Annotated in this window: 13 protein-coding genes and 1 tRNA gene; 2 read left to right on the top strand and 12 right to left on the bottom strand. The window is 69.4% G+C overall.

From position 1 onward, the window contains the following. Nucleotides 1-8 precede the first annotated feature (8 nt). From prfA to ABD355_RS06580, 11 genes are all read right to left on the bottom strand, one after another. Nucleotides 9-1,085 (bottom strand): peptide chain release factor 1, encoded by a 1,077-nt coding sequence (prfA, locus tag ABD355_RS06530; protein ID WP_344399125.1) that lies wholly within the window; start codon nt 1,083-1,085, stop codon nt 9-11. A 106-nt stretch (nt 1,086-1,191) separates the two neighbouring features. Then, nucleotides 1,192-1,416 (bottom strand): 50S ribosomal protein L31, encoded by a 225-nt coding sequence (gene rpmE, locus ABD355_RS06535; protein WP_019753312.1) that lies wholly within the window; start codon nt 1,414-1,416, stop codon nt 1,192-1,194. Between the two features lie 196 nt (nt 1,417-1,612). Continuing rightward, complete coding sequence (locus tag ABD355_RS06540; RefSeq protein ID WP_344399126.1) at nt 1,613-2,752, bottom strand: LCP family protein; 1,140 nt, start codon at nt 2,750-2,752, stop codon at nt 1,613-1,615. Nucleotides 2,753-2,962: 210 nt separating this feature from the next. Beyond that, on the bottom strand, nt 2,963-4,810 hold the full coding sequence (locus tag ABD355_RS06545; protein WP_344399127.1) for a trypsin-like serine protease: 1,848 nt from the start codon (nt 4,808-4,810) through the stop codon (nt 2,963-2,965). Between the two features lie 124 nt (nt 4,811-4,934). Continuing rightward, nucleotides 4,935-6,938, bottom strand: coding sequence for a transcription termination factor Rho (gene rho / locus ABD355_RS06550; RefSeq protein ID WP_344399128.1), 2,004 nt, complete (start codon nt 6,936-6,938; stop codon nt 4,935-4,937). A 407-nt stretch (nt 6,939-7,345) separates the two neighbouring features. After that, nucleotides 7,346-8,263 carry a homoserine kinase gene (gene thrB / locus ABD355_RS06555; protein WP_344399129.1) on the bottom strand — a complete coding sequence of 306 codons (918 nt, stop codon included), beginning with the start codon at nt 8,261-8,263 and terminating at the stop codon, nt 7,346-7,348. A gap of 260 nt (nt 8,264-8,523) precedes the next feature. Continuing rightward, nucleotides 8,524-9,582, bottom strand: coding sequence for a threonine synthase (thrC, locus tag ABD355_RS06560; protein ID WP_344399130.1), 1,059 nt, complete (start codon nt 9,580-9,582; stop codon nt 8,524-8,526). A 6-nt stretch (nt 9,583-9,588) separates the two neighbouring features. Then, nucleotides 9,589-10,887 (bottom strand): homoserine dehydrogenase, encoded by a 1,299-nt coding sequence (locus tag ABD355_RS06565; protein ID WP_344399169.1) that lies wholly within the window; start codon nt 10,885-10,887, stop codon nt 9,589-9,591. 161 nt (nt 10,888-11,048) lie between these two features. After that, nucleotides 11,049-12,440: a diaminopimelate decarboxylase gene (gene lysA / locus ABD355_RS06570; protein WP_344399131.1), complete on the bottom strand. Its 1,392-nt coding sequence runs from the start codon at nt 12,438-12,440 to the stop codon at nt 11,049-11,051. Nucleotides 12,441-12,456: 16 nt separating this feature from the next. Continuing rightward, a complete protein-coding gene (nrtL, locus tag ABD355_RS06575) occupies nt 12,457-13,428 on the bottom strand; it encodes an ArgS-related anticodon-binding protein NrtL (protein WP_344399132.1) in 972 nt (323 codons plus the stop codon). 143 nt (nt 13,429-13,571) lie between these two features. Next, a complete protein-coding gene (locus ABD355_RS06580) occupies nt 13,572-14,123 on the bottom strand; it encodes a response regulator (RefSeq protein ID WP_344399133.1) in 552 nt (183 codons plus the stop codon). Nucleotides 14,124-14,219: 96 nt separating this feature from the next. Between ABD355_RS06580 and ABD355_RS06585 the strand changes: the two genes are divergently transcribed. Further along, nucleotides 14,220-14,291, top strand: a tRNA-Arg gene (locus tag ABD355_RS06585). A gap of 109 nt (nt 14,292-14,400) precedes the next feature. Here ABD355_RS06585 and ku read toward each other — a convergent pair. Next, complete coding sequence (gene ku / locus ABD355_RS06590) at nt 14,401-15,411, bottom strand: non-homologous end joining protein Ku (protein WP_486388672.1); 1,011 nt, start codon at nt 15,409-15,411, stop codon at nt 14,401-14,403. 81 nt (nt 15,412-15,492) lie between these two features. On the opposite strand from ku, the gene ligD reads away from it, so the two are divergent. Continuing rightward, nucleotides 15,493-16,374: a non-homologous end-joining DNA ligase gene (gene ligD / locus ABD355_RS06595; RefSeq protein WP_344399135.1), complete on the top strand. Its 882-nt coding sequence runs from the start codon at nt 15,493-15,495 to the stop codon at nt 16,372-16,374. Nucleotides 16,375-16,488: the final 114 nt, after the last annotated feature.

Here is a 16,488-nt window from a genome sequence, read left to right on the forward strand (position 1 = left end):
AGGTGCGTTTAGGCAGCCGCCAGCTTGGCCGCCGAGTCCGCGTCGACGCAGGCCTGGATCACCGCGTCGAGGTCGCCGTCCAGGACCTGGTCCAGGTTGTAGGCCTTGAAGCCGACGCGGTGGTCCGAGATGCGATTCTCCGGGAAGTTGTACGTGCGGATCTTCTCGGAGCGGTCGACGGTACGGACCTGGCTGCGGCGGGCGTCGGCGGCTTCCCGCTCCGCCTCCTCCTGCGCCGCTGCGAGCAGCCTGGAGCGCAGGATACGCATCGCCTGCTCCTTGTTCTGCAGCTGGCTCTTCTCGTTCTGGCAGGAGGCGACGACTCCGGTGGGAATGTGCGTGATGCGCACCGCGGAGTCGGTGGTGTTCACGGACTGGCCGCCGGGTCCGGAGGAGCGGTAGACGTCGATGCGGAGGTCGTTCGGGTTGATCTCGACGTCGACCTCTTCGGCCTCGGGCGTGACGAGGACACCGGCCGCGGAAGTGTGGATACGGCCCTGGGACTCGGTGGCCGGCACGCGCTGCACACGGTGCACGCCACCCTCGTACTTCAGCCGGGCCCAGACGCCCTGGCCGGGCTCGGTGGCGCCCTGGCCGCCCTTGGTCTTCACGGCGACCTGGACGTCCTTGTAGCCGCCCAGCTCGGACTCGGTGGCGTCGATGATCTCGGTCTTCCAGCCGACGCGCTCGGCGTACCGCAGGTACATACGCAGCAGGTCACCGGCGAAGAGGGCGGACTCGTCGCCGCCGGCGCCGGCCTTGATCTCGAGGATCACGTCCTTGTCGTCGGACGGGTCCCGGGGCACAAGCAGCAGGCGCAGCTTCTCGGTGAGTTCCTCGCGCTGCTTCTCCAACTCCTTGACCTCGGCCGCGAAGTCGGGGTCGTCGGCGGCGAATTCCTTCGCCGTCTCGATGTCGTCGCCGGTCTGCTTCCAGGAGCGGTACGTGGCGACGATCGGGGTGAGCTCGGCGTAGCGCTTGTTCAGCTTGCGCGCGTTGGCCTGGTCGGCGTGGACCGACGGGTCGGCGAGCTTCTTCTCCAGGTCGGCGTGCTCACCGACGAGTTCCTCGACGGCCTCGAACATCTTGGGCTCCTGTACTGCGTGGAAAAGGGGGAAGGCGGGCGACCAAAAACGCCGGTCCCGGCACGCCTGTGAAGGGCGCGACCGTGGACCGGCGAATGGGAGCCAGCTACTTCTTGGAGCCGGCCGCAGCCTTGCCGAAGCGGGCCTCGAAGCGGGCCACACGGCCACCGGTGTCGAGGATCTTCTGCTTGCCCGTGTAGAACGGGTGGCACTCGGAGCAGACCTCGGCGCGGATGGTGCCGCTGGAGATCGTGCTGCGGGTGGTGAACGACGCGCCACAGGTGCAGCTGACCTGCGTCTCGACGTACTCGGGGTGGATGTCGCGCTTCAAGGTGTCTCCTAGTTTCGGGAGGGCGCCGGGTCGCTTCCGCGGGGTGCGGGCGCGTGAACCGGGGCCGACGTACCAGTCTGCCAGGACTGGGGCCATCCCCCAAAACCGGGGGTTGCGGTCGTCTATTCCCCGCGGGCCGGCGGGGGCTTGTCGCGCCCACCCGGCGGAGCCGCACATCGACACGGCCCCGCGCCCCTCAAGGGGCGCTCACCACACCCTTTGCTTCGCCGCTCGCCGTTCCTTCAGTCGCCGACTTCGGGATCGTGCGGTCGTTCTTGAGAGCGTCCCAGACCTGCTGGGCCTTCGTCTTCTCCACGATCACGCGGTTCGGGTTCGACGGGTCGTACTGGACCGGCATCGTGATCATGTGCATGTTGGTCGAGCTGATGCTCTTCAGGCCGTTGGCGAAGGACATCAGGGAGTTGACCGAGCCCAGGTCGGAGTCGGTCGTCACGGCCTTGGTGGCGGTGTCGGCGAGGTCGTAGAGCTTCTTCGGGCTCGTGAAGATGCCGACGTGCTTGACCTGCTCGACCAGGGCCTTGATGAAGGCCTGCTGGAGCTGGATGCGGCCGAGGTCGGAGCCGTCGCCGACGCCGTGCCGGGTGCGGACCAGGCCGAGCGCCTGCTCGCCGTCGAGCGTGTGCGTGCCGGCCCTGAGGTTGAGATGGCTCTGGGAGTCCTTGATGTCCTTGGTCGTGGTGACCGGGACGCCGCCGAGCTCGTCGATGAGCTTCTCGAAGCCGCTGAAGTCGACCTCGAGGTAGTGGTCCATGCGCAGGCCGGTGATCGACTCCACGGTCTTCACGGCGCAGGCGGCGCCGCCGGTGGAGTACGCGGTGTTGAACATGACTCCGGTCGCGGCGGGATGGGTGTTGCCGTGGGTGTCGGTGCACTCGGGGCGGTCGATGAGGGTGTCGCGGGGCATGGAGACCACACTGGCCTTCTTGTGGCCCTTGTAGACGTGCACGATCATCGCCGTGTCGGAGCGGGCGCTGCCGTCGTCGGTGCCGCCGCCGAGCTTCTTGTTGTTGCCCGAGCGGCTGTCCGAGCCGAGGACCAGGATGTTCTCGGAGCCGTTGTCGACCTTCGTCGGCCGGTCCGTGCCCAGCGCCGAGTCGATGTCCACGCTCTTGATGTTGCCGTTGAGCTTGAAGTACAGGTAACCGGCTCCGGTGCCGCCCAGCACGACGATGCCCGCGGCGGTCCACGCCGTGATCAGCAGGCCTCTGCGGCGCGTGCTGCGGGGCTTGCGACGACGGCCCTTGGCTCGGCCGCGCGTGCCGTTGGTGCCGGACTCTCCCGGTATGCCGGGTTCCGGCGTGCTCTCGGCGGACATGTGCTCCTCGTTCTCGTCCGGTCGGTTACCCCCTGCTTTCAGGGACAGGCCTGTCGGTCACGGATACGTGTCGTACCGCACCATCGTCACTCCGTCGGGTCAGACGGAGGAACTCGAGAAAGGGTTGCACAACGCTCTGTGCCCGACCCGTGGAAGGCCGGGCACAGAGCGTCACGGAAATGTCCGGATGTAAACCGCTCACCTGCGGTTTCAGCCGAGGATGTCGTACTGCTGGAAACCGGTACCAAGCGAGATTCTTGTGGCAAAGATCCCACTCGACGCCTGGCCGGTGCCCGGGTAGAGGTAGAGCGTGCCGCCGGGCGTGCGGGCCAGGAGGTCGGCCTTGCCGTCCCCGGTGACATCTCCCACGGCGTCGAGCGTGTTGTACGTGGTGGTGCTCCAGGTGCGGACCTGGACCCGGCTGGAGAACGCACCGGAGCCGGCCGTACCCGTGCCGCGGTACAGGTAGATGTAACCGGTGCTCTTCTGACGCGCGATCAGGTCGGCCTTGCCGTCGCCGTTGAAGTCGCCGTGGCCGAGCAGGGCGTTGTACTGGTTCCAGCCGGTGCCCACGCTCACCGGCGTGCCGAAGGTCCCGTCACCCTTGCCCGGGTAGATCCACAGAGTGCCGCCGGAGTCGACCGAGAGCAGGTCGGGCTTGTAGTCGCCGGTGACGTCACCGGGAGCGACGATGCGGGTGCGGGTGGACCAGTTGCTGAAGATCTGCGTCTTGGTCCAGGAGCTGCTGGCGGGCACGTAGTGCTCCCAGTAGACCGCGCCGGTGGAGCTGGAGCGCAGGACGAAGTCCTGGTAGCCGTCCCGGTTGAGGTCGGTCTGCAGGATCACGTTGTAGCCGCTGAAGGAGCCCCAGGAGACCCGGGAGGCCAGCGAGGTGCCCTTGGAGTCCAGCTCGTAGCCGGTCTTGGTGGAGGAGTTGCGCAGGAACAGGTCGGCCTTGGAGTCGCCGCTCAGGTTCGTGTCGTCGATGCGCGGGTAGGCGGCGCCGACGTAGCTGCGGACCTTGGTGAAGACGCTGTAGTCGCCCTTCGCCACGCAGTTGTCGACACCCCAGGAGACGACGCCCACGATCCGGTTGTTGACGATCAGGGGGCCACCGGAGTCACCGTTGCAGGACGCCTTGGTGCCGGTGTCGCTGCCGCTCTGCGTGCCGGCGCACACCATGTGGCCCGTGACGTAGTCCGAGCCGTAGGCGGTGGTGCAGGTGCTGTCGGCGTGGATGGTCAGCTGGGCCGACTGCAGGGTCTGCGAGATGTCGTTGCTGGTGGAGCTGGTACGGCCCCAGCCGTAGAGCGTGGCGACGGTGCCGCCCGCGTACGAGGCGGTGTCGTTCGACGTCGTCATGCGGACCGGCGTCGCCTTGACGGCGTTCGGCAGCGTGAGCACGGCGATGTCGTTGTCGGGGGCGCCGTGGGTCGTCGTGGTGTACGACGGGTGGTTCCACTGCCGCCAGACGCCGGAGACCGTACCGCCGTGCAGGTCGGTGCTGCCGTCGCTGTTGGTGGTCGGCAGCTGGTCCGTCCCGGTGATGACCGCGCCGTACGCGTGCCAGTTGAAGCCCTTGACGCAGTGCGAGGCGGTGAGGATCTTCGTCGGCGAGACGACGGTACCGCCGCAGAAGAAGCTGACGTCGTCGCTCGTGTCGGTGGTGCCCTTGTCGTCGTAGTACCAGAGCTGGGCCATGAACGGCGCCGAGGTGATGGCGGTGTCCGTGCCGCCGATGACCATCGGGCTGATGGTGGAGCCACTGGTGCTGGTGCTCGTGCTGCCGCTGGTGGCGCCGCCGGTGGTCTTCGACGACTTCGTCGTCTTCTTGCCCATGGCGGGGTCGGTGGCGAGGGCCCCGGAGACGCGCTGCTCCAGCTCGGAGAGCGACGGCGAGGTCATGGCCGGCTTCACATGAGGTGTCGCGGACGGCGCGGCGTTCGCGGACGACGTCAGCAGCGCGGCGGCGACGGCCGCGACGAGACCGGTCGCGGCGACCGGCAGGGCAAGGCGTATCCGGCGTCTGTGACGGCCGCCGGACAGGGATGTGGACAAGAAGTCCCCCAGTGAGACAAGTGATGGATGGGGCGCCTGGTGCGCCCATTCCACTCAGCGTCAAAAGGCCGTTCATCGTCACTGATGTGACGATGAACGGCCTTTTGCGCCGGAAGGCGGTGTCTCAGTCGCCGTTGCCGGGCGTGGGCGTCGTCTTCTGAATCTGCATCAGGAACTCGACGTTGGACTTCGTCTGCTTCATCTTGTCGAGCAGCAGCTCGATCGCCTGCTGCTGGTCGAGCGCGTGCAGCACGCGACGCAGCTTCCAGACGACCGCCAGCTCCTCGTTGCCGAGCAGGATCTCTTCCTTACGGGTACCGGACGCGTCGACGTCCACCGCCGGGAAGATGCGCTTGTCGGCGAGCTTGCGGTCGAGCTTGAGCTCCATGTTGCCGGTGCCCTTGAACTCCTCGAAGATCACCTCGTCCATGCGGGACCCGGTGTCGACGAGAGCGGTCGCCAGGATGGTGAGCGAGCCACCGTCCTCGATGTTGCGCGCCGCACCGAAGAAGCGCTTCGGCGGGTACAGCGCGGTCGAGTCGACACCACCGGACAGGATGCGGCCGGAAGCCGGCGCGGCCAGGTTGTAGGCACGGCCCAGACGCGTGATCGAGTCGAGCAGCACGACCACGTCGTGGCCCAGCTCCACCAGGCGCTTGGCGCGCTCGATGGCGAGCTCGGCGACCGTGGTGTGGTCCTCGGCCGGGCGGTCGAAGGTCGAGGAGATGACCTCGCCCTTGACCGACCGCTGCATGTCGGTGACCTCTTCCGGACGCTCGTCGACCAGGACGACCATCAGGTGGCACTCGGGGTTGTTGTGCGTGATCGCGTTGGCGATCGCCTGCATGATCATGGTCTTACCGGTCTTCGGCGGGGCCACGATCAGACCGCGCTGGCCCTTACCGATCGGCGAGACCAGGTCGATGATGCGGGTGGTCAGCACGCCCGGGTCCGTCTCCAGGCGGAGGCGGTCCTGCGGGTACAGCGGGGTGAGCTTGTTGAACTCCGGGCGGCCGCGGCCGTGTTCGGGCGCCATGCCGTTGACGGAGTCCAGGCGCACCAGCGCGTTGAACTTCTCGCGCCGCTCGCCTTCCTTGGGCTGACGGACCGCGCCGGTGACGTGGTCGCCCTTGCGCAGGCCGTTCTTGCGGACCTGGGCGAGGGAGACGTACACGTCATTGGGACCCGGCAGGTAGCCCGACGTACGGATGAAGGCGTAGTTGTCCAGGATATCCAGGATGCCCGCGACCGGGATCAGGACGTCGTCCTCGCCGATCTGCGGCTCGCTGCCCATCTCGTCACGGCCACGGCGGCCACGGCGGTCCCGGTAACGGCCCCGACGGCCGCGGCGGCCGCCCTCGAAGTCGTCGTCGTCCTGGGGGCCGTTGTCGCGCTGCTGGCGGTCCTGGCGGGCGCCGCCCTGCTGGCGGTCCCCCCGGTCCTGGCGGTCCTGACGGTCCTGGCGCTGCTGGCCGCCGCCCTGGCCGCCCTGCTGCTCGTCGCCCTTGTTGCCGCGGCCACCGCGGTCCCGGCCACCGCGGTCGCGGTCACGGCGGTCACGGCGGCCCTGGCGGCCCTCACCGTCACCGGCGTCGCCCTGCGCCTGCGGGGCGGGCGTCTCGGCCTTCGGCTCGCTCTTCGCCTCGGCGGCGACCGTCTCGGGGCTGCCCGCCTCGGCGGTGGCGCGGCGACGGCGCCGCTCGACCGGAGCGTCGTCGCTGGCCGGCTGGCCGGGGATCTCGATCTGCTGCTGGGCCACGGCCTTCTCGGCCGGGGCGGCCGCCTTCTTCTCCGCGGCGGGAGCGGCGTCCTCGCCCGTACGGGCCTTGGAGGTGGCGCGGCGCTTGGGCTTGGTCTCGACGACCGCCTCGGCCTTGGCAGGGGCGGCACCGCCTCCCGCCTGCGCCTCCTTGATGACCTCGATCAGCTGGCTCTTGCGCATGCGCGCGGTGCCCCTGATGCCGAGGCCGGATGCGACCTGCTGCAGCTCGGCCAGCACCATGCCCTCGAGGCCGGTACCGCGGCGCCGCCGGGAGCCTGCACCGGTGGCAGGCGCGGAGGCGTCCGTGGCGGGCGCGGCAGCGGTCTCCTCGACACGTGCGCCCATCAGATCGGTGGTGTCGCTCACGAAGGGTCCTTCCCTGGAGCGGACGTCGGCCTGTCTGGCTCGGCGACCGGTTGTGCTTCCGGCTGCGGTCCTTGCTGTGTGGACCGTGCCGGGGCGGTGGTCCGCCAAAGGTGGCGGAGGCAATATCTGGGATGGCGCTTCCCAAAGCCGTGGCACCGAGTGTCGGTGTCACGTGGCTTGGTCGCACCGATTCCGGAGCGTGCCCGGCAAGTCGCTCAGTGCCCGCGTACGAGGTACTGCCCGCGTACGTCGTACGGAACACAGTGCGGCTTGGGAGGCTCCCGGAAGAATGTCTGTCCCGGACGGGGACACGAAGCACCTCGCCATGGTGGGGTCGGGTGCAGACTTGAGATTAACACTACCGGATCCAACAAACATTCCCCCTCTCGAAATCCGGCAACCGTGTGTCAGGACGCAAGCGGCAGCACGCTCGCTCCCTGGGCGTCGAGTTCGAGCCGGTTCGCGGCCCACCCTTCGCCTGCCAGATGGGCGACCTTGTCGGCGCTGTCGGCGTCGGCCAGCGCCAGCACGGTGGGTCCGGCACCCGAGATGACCGCCGGGACCGCGTCGGCCCGCAGCCGCTCCACCAGCGCGGCGCTCTCCGGCATGGCCGGCGCGCGGTACTCCTGGTGGAGGCGGTCCTCGGTGGCCGGCAGCAGCAGCTCGGGGCGCCTGGTGAGGGCCTCGACGAGCAGGGCCGCACGGCCCGCGTTGGTGGCGGCGTCGACGTGCGGCACGGTGCGCGGGAGCAGGCCGCGCGCGGTCTCGGTGAGGACCGGCTTTCCGGGCACGAAAACCACCGGAACGATGGAATCGGCGGCGTCCATCCTGATCGCGCGGGCGGCGCCCGCCTCCATCCAGGAGAGCGTGAAACCGCCGAGCAGACAGGCCGCCACGTTGTCGGGGTGGCCCTCGATCTCGGTCGCGAGCTCGAGCAGGGCCGTGTCGTCGAGCTTCGACTCCCCGCCTATGGTCACGGCGCGGGCGGCGACGATGCCGGCGCAGATGGCTGCCGAAGAAGATCCCAGGCCGCGGCCGTGCGGGATGCGGTTGGCGCAGACGATCTCCAGGCCGCGCGGCTGCCCGCCCAGCAGGTCGAAGGCGGTACGCAGGGAACGTACGAGAAGGTGTTTCTCGTCACGCGGCAGCGTCTCGCTGCCCTCACCCGCGATGTCGATGTGCAGCCCGGAGTCGGCCACCCTGACGACGACGTCGTCGTAGAGCCCCAGCGAGAGGCCGAGGGCGTCGAAGCCCGGGCCGAGGTTGGCGCTGGTGGCGGGGACGCGCACCCTTACGGCGGCGGCGCGGAAGGCGGGACCGGCCATCTCTCGATGACTCTCCTTGAGCTGCGTGATGGTCGAAAACATTCGATACGACATCGGCTACGTACGGGGAGACCCTCAGGCCGCGGAGACGGCGCGGCACCGTCCAGACGCTCCATGGGCGGAGGCATATGCGGCGGGCGGGTTCGGTACAGCCTATCGAAGGATGCTTCTGTGGCGACATAGGGCGCACAGGAGGCGCACGATGCGTGCCGTAAGCCCCCTGTGCACCCCTCGGAGGGATCTCCCCGTCGGGCAGGACGTCAGGCCAGGCCGAGGCGCTCGGCCGCCGTCACCGCGTCGACCGGGACGGTGACCGGCTGCGGGGCGCCGGCGACTGCCCAGTCGGGGTCCTTCAGGCCGTTTCCGGTGACGGTGCACACGATCGTCTGGCCCGGGTCGACCTTGCCCTGCTCGGCCGCCTTCAGCAGTCCGGCGACGGACGCGGCGGACGCCGGCTCCACGAAGACGCCCTCCTGCGCGGCCAACAGCCGGTAGGCGCGCAGGATCTCACGGTCCGTCACCTCGTCGATGAAGCCGCCGGACTCGTCCCGCGCGGCCAGGGCGTACTGCCAGGAGGCGGGGTTGCCGATGCGGATGGCGGTGGCGATGGTCGAGGGGTCCTTGACGATCTCGCCGCGCACGATCGGGGCCGAGCCGGAGGCCTGGAAGCCCCACATGCGGGGGGTGTGCGTGGCGACGCCGTCGGCGGCGTACTCCTTGTAGCCCTTCCAGTAGGCGGTGATGTTGCCCGCGTTGCCGACCGGGAGGACATGGATGTCCGGGGCGTCGCCGAGCATGTCGACGATCTCGAAGGAGGCCGTCTTCTGGCCCTCGATGCGGACGGGGTTGACCGAATTCACCAGCGCCACGGGGTAGTTGTCGCTCAGCGAACGGGCCAGGGTGAGGCAGTCGTCGAAGTTGCCGTCGACCTGGAGGATCTTGGCGCCGTGCACCAGCGCCTGCCCCATCTTGCCGAGGGCGATCTTGCCCTGCGGGACGAGAACGGCCGAAACCATCCCGGCCCGGACGGCGTACGCGGCGGCGGAGGCGGACGTGTTGCCGGTGGAGGCGCAGATCACAGCCTTCGCGCCCTCCTCCTTGGCCCGGGTGATGGCCATGGTCATGCCGCGGTCCTTGAAGGACCCGGTGGGGTTCGCGCCCTCCACCTTCAGGTGGACCTCGCAGCCCGTGCGCTCGGAGAGCACCTGCGCGGGCACGAGGGGCGTGCCGCCCTCGCGGAGCGTCACGACCGGCGTGGTGTCGGATACCGGCAGTCTGTCCCGGTACTCCTCGATGATTCCGCGCCACTGGTGGGTCATTGCTGGTTACTCTCCTTCAACCCGCATGATGCTGGCGACACCCCGCACGGTGTCGAGCTTGCGCAGCGCCTCGACGGTCCCGGAGAGGGAGGCGTCGGACGCGCGGTGGGTGACGACGACGAGAGAGGCCTCGCCGTCCCCTTCTGGTCGACCTTGCTGCCGAACCGTATCGATGGACACACCGTGCTCCGCGAAGACGGTCGCCACCTGGGCAAGAACACCCGGTTTGTCCGCAACGTCGAGGCTGATGTGGTAGCGGGTGACGACGTCACCCATGCCCGACACGGGCAGCGCGGCATACGCCGACTCGCCGGGCCCCGTTGCCCCGCTGAGCCGGTTGCGGCAGACGGCGACGAGGTCGCCGAGCACGGCGGACGCGGTGGGCGAGCCGCCGGCACCGGGCCCGTAGAACATGAGCTGCCCGCTCGCGTCGGACTCGACGAACACGGCGTTGTACGCGCCGCGCACGGAGGCGAGGGGGTGGCTCAGCGGAATCATGGCGGGGTGCACGCGCGCGGTGACCGACTCGCCGTCCTGCGCCCGCTCACAGATGGCGAGCAGCTTGATGGTGCAGCCCATGTTCTTCGCCGAGGCGAAGTCGGCCGCGGTGACCTCGGTCATGCCCTCGCGGTAGACGTCGTCCAGACGCACCCGCGAGTGGAAGGCGATACCGGCGAGGATGGCGGCCTTGGCGGCGGCGTCGAAGCCCTCGACGTCGGCGGTGGGGTCGGCCTCGGCGTACCCGAGCGCCGTGGCCTCGTCGAGCGCCTCCTGGTACCCCGCCCCGGTGCTGTCCATCTTGTCGAGGATGAAGTTGGTCGTGCCGTTCACGATGCCCAGCACCCGGTTGACCTTGTCGCCGGCGAGGGACTCGCGCAGCGGGCGGATCAGCGGGATGGCGCCGGCGACGGCGGCCTCGTAGTAGAGGTCCTTGTCGTGCTCCTCGGCGGCGGCGTGCAGAGCGGCGCCGTCCTGGGCGAGCAGCGCCTTGTTGGCGGAGACGACGGACGCGCCGTGTTCGAAGGCGGTGGTGATGAGGGAGCGGGCCGGCTCGATGCCGCCGATGACCTCGACCACGACGTCGATGTCGCCGCGTTTGACGAGCGCGGTGGCGTCGGTGGTGACGAGGCCCGGGTCGATGCCCTCACGGACCCGGTCGGGCCGGCGCACGGCCACGCCCGCCAGTTCGACGGGCGCACCGATCCTGGCGGCGAGGTCGTCGGCGTGCGTCGTCATGATGCGCGCCACCTCTGAGCCGACAACCCCACAGCCCAGCAGCGCCACCTTCAGCGGACGCGTACGCATCATCCGACCTCGTTTCCTCATACCGTCTACGGTTGGACCAGTCTCACTCACCGGACGGGAGTTTCTATCCAATGTCCGGATCGTGAGACATCTATTTCATTTGTACGGGGGTGGAAGACAGGAGATCTTCCACCCGCCGGGGGTTTTTCCGGTTGTCCGGCTCATCCGACGTCGAGACGCAGGAGGTCCTCCTCCGTCTCGCGGCGGACGATGACGCGCGCCTCGCCGTCGTTCACGGCGACGACGGGCGGGCGGAGCACGTGGTTGTAGTTGCTGGCCATGGAACGGCAGTACGCACCCGTGGCGGGCACGGCGACGAGGTCACCCGGTGCCAGGTCCGAGGGCAGGAACGCGTCCTTCACCACGATGTCCCCGCTCTCGCAGTGCTTGCCGACGACACGGGCGAGCATGGGTTCCGCGTCGGAGGTGCGCGAAACCAGCGCGACGCTGTACTCGGCGTCGTAGAGCGCGGTGCGGATGTTGTCCGACATACCGCCGTCGACGGAGACGTAGGTACGGAGGTTGTCGAGGGGCTTGATGGTGCCGACCTCGTAGAGCGTGAAGGCCGTCGGACCGACGATGGCCCGTCCCGGCTCGACGGAGATGCGGGGGGTACGCAGCCTGGCGGACTCGCACTCACGCGTGACGATCTCGGTGAGCGCCTTGGCGATCTCGTGCGGCTCGCGGGGATCGTCGTCGCTGGTGTACGCGATCCCGAGCCCGCCGCCGAGGTCGATCTCGGGCAGCTCGACGCCGTGCTCGTCGCGGATGTCCTTGAGCAGCCCGACGACCCGGTGGGCGGCGACCTCGAACCCGGACATGTCGAAGATCTGCGACCCGATGTGGCTGTGGATCCCGATGAGCTCCAGGCCGTCGAGCTGCAGCGCCCGCCGCACGGCCTCGGCGGCCTGCCCGCCGGCCAGCGGGATCCCGAACTTCTGGTCCTCGTGGGCGGTGGCGATGAACTCGTGGGTGTGTGCTTCCACACCCACGGTGATACGAATCTGCACGCGCTGCCGCTTGCCCAGTTCCTGCGCGATGTGGGCGACGCGGACGATCTCCTGGAAGGAGTCGAGGACGATCCGCCCGACACCGGCCTCGACGGCCCTGGTGATCTCGTCGACGGACTTGTTGTTGCCGTGGAAGGCGATGCGCTCGGGGGGCATGCCGGCGGAGAGAGCGGTGGCCAGCTCACCTCCGGAGCACACATCCAGATTGAGCCCTTCCTCGTGCAGCCAGCGCACGACGGCACGTGACAGGAACGCCTTTCCGGCGTAGAAGACGTCGGCGTCGGCTCCGAAGGCGCTGCGCCAGGCCCGCGCCCGGGCCCGGAAGTCGGCCTCGTCGAGGACGTAGGCGGGGGTGCCGTACTGCTCGGCGATGGTCTTCACGTCGATACCGCCGACGGTGGTCACGCCGTCCTCGTCGCGGGTGACCGTCTGGGACCAGACCTTGGGGTCGAGGACGTTGAGGTCGGTGGGCGGGGCGGAGTAGTGGCCCTCGGGGAGGACGTCGGCGTGCCGGGGCCCGGCGGGGTGTGCGGAACGGCTCATCTTCTTTGCTGGCTCTCTAGAGGTGTTGGGGTGCGTCGATGCCGAGCAGGGACAGGCCGCCGGCCAGCACCGCCCCGGCGGCTTCGGCGAGCGCGAGCCGGGCACGGTGGGCGGCCGAGGGTTTCTCGTCGCCGCGCGGCAGCACCACGGGAAGGACGGCGAGAACGGCGTCGGCGACGGTGACGAGGTGCCGGGCGAGACTGTCGGGCGTGCGCTGTGCAGCCGCACGTGCGAGAACGCGGGGATGGTCGGCGAGGACGGCGAGCAGGGCGGCCATGTCCTCTTGTACATCTCCGGGCTCGGGGGTGAAGCCCAGGTCGGCGGCGTTACGGCTGAGGGCCCGGGTGCGGGCGTGGGCGTAACGGACACGGAAGAGAGGGTTGCTCTCGCGCTGGACCAGATGATCGGCGGTGATACGGGGCCGGTCGTGGGCGGCGGGGTGCAGCAGCGCCCAGCGGGCGGCGTCGGGGCCCAGCAGGGCGGGGTCGTCGGGGGCCGGGACGGGCCGGAGGTTCACCGGTTCGCGATGGTCGACCTCGACGCGGCCGCCCTGGGAACCGACGATGCGCACGAGGGCGTCGGCGACGACCTCGGCCCTTACGTCGTACGGGATGCGCAGTTCGACGACTTCTCCGGTGAGGGCGTCACTGTGACCGTACGCGGTGCCGTCCCGGAGGATCTCGCGCGTCAGGGCCGCGGCGTTCGCCCCCTGCAGGCTGATGTTGATGAACCCCGGCCCGGTGACGACGACGTCGGCGACGCCGTCCGTGCGGGCGAGGTGCTGCTGCAGGATCTCGGCGACACGCCGGGGCGGCTGCCCGGCGGCCCCGGCGAGCTGCAGGGCGATGTTGGTGGCGTAGTCGCCGCAGCCACCCGGCCCGGGCGGCACGACAACGGCCCGTTGCGGCACGGCCACGCTCAGCTCCCCCTCGTCCACAGCACGACGCACCGCGCGCAGCACGGTGCGGGAGAGCTCGACGGGGGTCACGGCACAAGCGTATGGGAGGAGGGGGGTGGGTAGGCGAGCCGGTTTGGGAGAGGTCCGGGATGTGGACGGGGCGGGTGGACGGGAGGACGTCCGCCCGGGGGACGGGAGGACCTCCGTGTGGAACGGGAGGACCTCCGCCCGGGTCAGCCGCCGGCCCGCCCGGCCCGCTCGGTCTCCCCGAACCCGAGAACACTCCCGAGCCCGGACTCACCGCCGTTTCCCCTGCCCCTCGCACTCCTCCTCCGCTCCATCAACTGCTGCACGAGGCGCACGAGTTCGGCAGGCTCGAAGGGCTTGGCGAGAAAGGCGTCGACCCCCATGTCCAGCCCGGTCTCGACCTCGTACGAGGTGCAGGCACTGACGATGACGAGGGGAAGGTCACGGGTCAGCGGATCGGAGCGCAGCCGGGAGGCGGTCCGCAGACCGTCCAGCCGGGGCATCACGACGTCGAGAGTCACCACATCGGGCCGCACCTGATGAACGACATCCAGACACTCGGCACCGTCAGCCGCGGTCACCACCTCGAAACCCTCCAGCTCGAGATTGACCCTGATCAGCTGCCGGATGACCTTGTTGTCGTCCACAACAAGCACCCGGCCCGACGCGCCTGGCACAACTCGAGAGTAGGTCCGGACCGGCCACCGCGTCCGGGTTTTCCCCACTTCCGGCCCTTGCGGGGGACGGCCCGCCGCCATCCCCTGCGGCAACGGGCGACGCCGGAAACCCGTTCATGAACACCCCGGATGAACTGGTAGTGTTCTACCCGTCGCCGCGCACAGCGCAGCGGCCACGCCCCCGTAGCTCAGGGGATAGAGCAACGGCCTCCGGAGCCGTGTGCGCAGGTTCGAATCCTGCCGGGGGCACTCGCCTAGGGACAGCAGAAATCTAGCGCTGACCAGGGCGGTGCCGACATGAGAGAGCGGGATCCAGGCTTGCTGGGTCCCGCTCTTTGTTGTTGGAAGTCGAGCGGTGTCAGGCCGTGCGTTTGCGGGGGGTCGTCTTCTTTGCCGGGGTCTTTTTCGCTGCCGTCTTCTTCGTGCCCTGCGTCGACTTCGCCGTCGTCTTCTTTGCCGAGGAAGACGCCGTCGTCTTCTTCGCGGTGGTCTTCTTGGCCGTGGACGTCGACTTCTTTCCGCCTGCCTGTTTCGGGGCCGTTCGGGCCGACTTGCGGGGCGGAAGGCGTCTGACCTCCGCCGGTTCCTCCTCGCCGCGCGACTCCTTGGCGGCCTTCACGCTCTTCTCCAGTGCTGCCATGAGGTCCAGGACCTTGCCGCCCGCCGCCGGCTCCGGGGCCTCCGGTGGGGCCTCGCCCGCGGCCTTTGCCGCTACGACCTCCTCCAGCGCCTCGCGGTACTCGTCGTGGAGTTCGTCGAGCTCGATCCCGCCCAGGGTGTCCATCAGGGCGTCCGCCAGATCGAGTTCCTTGTCGTTGATGCTGACCTTCGCGTCGGGGGCGACGCCCTCGGGGGCGCGGACCTCGTCCGGCCACAGGAGGCCGTGCATGGCGATGGCGTCCTCCACCACCCGCAGCATGCCCAGCCGTTCCCGGCCGCGCAGGGCGAACTTGGCGATCGCCACCTTGTTGCTGCGTTTGAGGGCCTCACGGAGCAGCGTGTACGGCTTTGCCGCCGGGGCGCCGCCCGCCGCGAGGTAGTACGCCGCGTCCATCTGGAGGGGGTCGATGCTGTCCGCCGGAACGAAGGCCACGATCTCGATCGTCTTCGCCGTGGGGAGCGGCAGATGGGCCAGGTCCTCGTCCGTGATCGGGATGATCGTGCCGTCCGCGTCCTCGTAGCCCTTGCCGATCTCCGCCCCGCTCACCTCCTTGTCCTCCAGTTCGCAGACCTTGCGGTAGCGGATGCGGCCGCCGTCCTCCACATGGATCTGGCGGAAGGAGATCGAGTGGCTCTCGGTGGCGTTCACCAGCTTGATCGGGATGCTGACCAGGCCGAACGAGATGGCGCCGTTCCAGATGGATCGCACGTGCAGCACCCTTTCGGTCGGTTTTGATCGATTTGCAGCGTTCACTCAGTTTCGTCGCAGTTTGCGTGAGATTCTCATCGTATGACGCCGATCACAGAGGTGGAGGGGCGACGGCTCGCGCTCAGCAACCTCGAGAAGGTGCTGTATCCCGCGACCGGGTTCACCAAGGGCGAGGTGCTGCACTACTACGCCACCACCGCCGACCATCTGCTCCCCCACCTCCGCGACCGGCCCGTCTCCTTCCTGCGGTATCCCGACGGGCCGGGCGGGCAGGTGTTCTTCGCCAAGAACGTGCCCCCAGGTACGCCCGACTGGGTCACCACCGCCGAGGTGCCGCGGATGGAGGGGCCGGCGCGGATGGTGCTCGTACAGGACCTGGCGAGCCTGATGTGGGCCGCGAATCTCGTCACCGAGTTCCATACGCCGCAGTGGGTCGTCCAGGACGCCGGCATCGCCGACCGGATCGTCTTCGATCTCGATCCGGGGGCGCCCGCGACCGTCGTCGACTGCTGCGAGGTCGCCCTCTGGCTGCGGGAACGGCTCGCGGCCGACGGCATCGACGCCTTCGCCAAGACCTCCGGGTCCAAGGGGCTGCACCTGCTCGCAGCGGTACGGCCCACCCCGTCCGAGCAGGTGAGCGAGTACGCCAAGCAGCTCGCCGTCGAGGCCGAGCGGGCCATGCCACGGCTCGCCCTGCACCGGATGACCCGGAGCCTGAGGCCCGGGAAGGTCTTCGTCGACTGGAGCCAGAACGCCGCCCGGAAGACCACCGCCACGCCCTACACCCTGCGCGCCCGGCCCGAGCCCACCGTCTCCGCGCCCGTCACCTGGACCGAGGTCGAGGAGTGCGGGTCGGCCGCGCAGCTGAGCTTCCAGGCCCCGGACCTCGCGCCCCGCCTCCAGGACTACGGCGATCTGCTCGCCCCGCTGCTCGATCCTGCCGGTGCCGCGCCACTGCCGTGAATCCGCTGCCCGGGTCCCGGGGGCGGCCGTCCCTGGGGGCTGCGCCCCCAGACCCCCCTTCGGCCTGAACGGCCTCGTCCTCAAACGCCGGACGGGTGAAAGATCGAGCCCCGC

The organism is Streptomyces longisporus (assembly GCF_039532765.1).
Lineage (GTDB): Bacteria > Actinomycetota > Actinomycetes > Streptomycetales > Streptomycetaceae > Streptomyces > Streptomyces longisporus.